The 2826-nt window shown below is 38.1% G+C and carries 2 protein-coding genes and 1 pseudogene; all 3 read right to left on the bottom strand.

The features are described 5' to 3' along the window. Window positions 1–362, bottom strand: a pseudogene (gene avtA / locus L655_RS0100055) (valine--pyruvate transaminase); the annotation flags it as partial. 136 nt (window positions 363–498) lie between these two features. Beyond that, window positions 499–1158, bottom strand: coding sequence for a glutathione S-transferase (locus L655_RS0100060; protein WP_024603676.1), 660 nt, complete (start codon window positions 1156–1158; stop codon window positions 499–501). A gap of 10 nt (window positions 1159–1168) precedes the next feature. Next, window positions 1169–2826, bottom strand: a 1658-nt coding sequence (locus L655_RS0100065) for a U32 family peptidase (protein ID WP_024603677.1), incomplete at its 5' end; no start/stop codon positions are given.

The following is a 2826-nucleotide window of genomic DNA, read 5'->3' on the forward strand; positions in this document are numbered from 1 at the left end:
CCTGCCAACATATTAAACAACACAAAAAAGTTAGCTTGGCTGCCATTGCCAAGTGCTACATTATCGGCACTAATATCCCATGCGTACTCTTTACTTAGCTGGCCAGCTAATGCTGCTCTAAACTCGTCGTTACCGGTTGGGCCATCGTAGAGCCCAAATACTTGCGATACCTTGTTACTGGCAACGAGTTTTTGTAATTCACTTAAAAAAACCTCATTTACTTGTGGTACTAATGCGGGATTACCGCCACCCAGCATAACAATATTAGGATTGTTACTGTTTTTAGCCCCGCCTAAGTCTTCCATTAATTGGGTAATGCCGTTGGGTTGTGTAAATTTAGTGCCAAAGTTTGAGTAGTTCATAATGCATAGCGTTTGTTAGTAATGGGGAGGGCAGTATAGCGTAAATAAATGGTTTAAATTCGATGATGAGAATAATTCAATGCTGAGGTTTGCAGCTAGCTATAGTAATGTAACTTCTTATAAAACAAAGGCTAAGTTAAGGTTTTTTAACGCCGTATAAAAACTCTTTGCCGCAGTCCATATACAAAACAAATTTGGCCATGACTTTGGTGAACATAGGGGCGTGTAAAAACTCGTTTAACCATGCGCGTACATGCGTGTATTCACTTTGTAAGTACCAGTGTTTATCTACACGGGCAAACTGTCTAATAAATGGCAGCAGGGCATAATCGGCTAGACTTTTTTCATCGCCAATTAAGTATTTATGCGTGGTTAGTTTTGCTTCAAATTGCTTAATAAACTCTTCACAGGCTTTTTGGTAATAAATTTGTGCCATGTCTTTTGTACGAGCATAAAATTTGTACTTTTCGAGCACGGGTTTAAATTGCGTATCGTTTAGTTTAATTAACTCAAGCATGCGCTCAAGTGCTAATGGGTCTTGAGTATGCAGTAAATTATGCGGATCGTTTTGCTTTAAAGCCCACAGCATAATATCTAGGCTTTCATCTATAACTTGGTTATTAGGCAGTAATAAAACAGGCACAGTGCCTTTAGGTGATATTTGCAATAGATGCGGCGGTTTATTTTTAGTTTTTATAGCGCGTAGTAGTACTTGTTGCTCTGCCATTAAAATACCCATTCGTGCACGCATTGCGTATGGGCAGTGTTGTAATGTATATAATAATGGCAATGTCATGTTAGTTACCTTAGCTGTTTAGGCCTTCAACATACTGCTGGCGGGTTTGTACTTTAACCAAGCTATTTAAGTGTTCAACCGCTTGTGTTTGCCCGTTAATTAAATCTTGAAAATGCGCAAGTAACACGGCCTTATCCAGTTTTTCTTTATCGCCTGAACCAATGTCGGTTAAATCAATCATAAACTCGTCAAATTTGTCGGCAAAGTCACTCACAATATCCATGTTTAAAAATTGCTCATGGTTATAAATACTTGGGTAGCCGCCTTTTTGCTTATCAATAGCAAAGCTAATACCTTTAACATTGGTAACGGTGGTTTCTTTTTTACAGCTCAGCATACAGCTTGCGTCAATGCGTGTTTTTTTACATCCTACTGTTTGCTGGAAAAAACATTGTCGGCTAGTCATCATTAGTATTGGATGATAAATGCTGTACATCATTTTAAAATTGTTAGGGCGTTTAATATTACGCATTTGTGGTTTGTTTATTTCGTTTGAAATAAACGCGCCTTTTGCGTTTAAATCTTCTTGTAGTGTTAGTAACGCATAAGAGTTTGTGGTGTTTAACAACGGGCCTGCAATCCAGTCAATACCCATTTGTACTGCTTTAAATGCAACGCCTGTGTTGTTACTAATAATAAGCTTAGGTTTTACAACCTCGAGCAAACGTACCGCTTCTTCAAAATCTTTACCAATTAACACCGCCGGAAACCACGGAATTAACTGTGGGTGCTCTAAAAATACATTAATGTATTTATCGTTATCGGTTCTAAAGCTCTCTGGCAATTTAAAGTAAACATCGCCACCTGTTAAATCACATAGATGAACGTCTTTTATGTCCGATATTAAAATAGAGAGTGTTGTTTTGTTATCGGCTTTAGGGTGGTTTACTAGTTTTGGCTGTTCAACAGGGGCGAGTACGTCTTTGCCTTCGTTTAATAAAAACGCGACTTGCTTCTTAATACGGGCAAGCTCTTTAAACGGAATACTCAAGTTGTTGCCTAAGTTTGAGTAATCCATATTTTTAATTTCAAAATTGGCATTACTAAAGGTTTTAAAGCGCTTATCAATGGCAGCAATATCAACAACTGATATATCGGCGGTTTGCATAGGCATTTGCGATTGAACTTCAAAGCGTAGAGGTTGAAGGGCGCTTTGCTCTGCTAGTGTGTTGTCGTGTTTATCGTTTATTGTCAGTGTTACTGTAAGTGGCTGGTTTAATTGACCGCCAAACTCAAAGCGTAGTTCTCGCTTTGAAATATCTAAAAACTCAATCTTCTTTTTAACTAACGTATCAATGTCATTTTTTTCTGCGGCGAGCTCTTGTTGTGCATCGTAAATTTGCACAACCGAAATCGCGTTACTCTTTTCGTTAGCGTGATCAAAGCTATGGTCGCGCGGGTTGTCGGTAAACATGTTTTTTGTCATGTCACCTTGCAAAAACTTATTAGTAAAATTACGGTTAAATACTTTGTATAAGCTTGAATCATCTTCAATTAAATTACCTGTTTGTACAAAGGTATCTATTTGTTTGCGCCAGCTATCAATAACGGTATGTACGTAGTTAGCACCTTTAATGCGGCCTTCTACTTTTAACGAGTCAACACCCGCGGCTACCAACTCCGGTAAATCAAAATAGGCTGAATTATCTTTTAAGTTTAACGGATGTT

Origin of the sequence: Pseudoalteromonas sp. TAE79 (genome assembly GCF_000498015.1) — a bacterium.
In the GTDB taxonomy this organism is placed as follows: Bacteria; Pseudomonadota; Gammaproteobacteria; order Enterobacterales; family Alteromonadaceae; genus Pseudoalteromonas.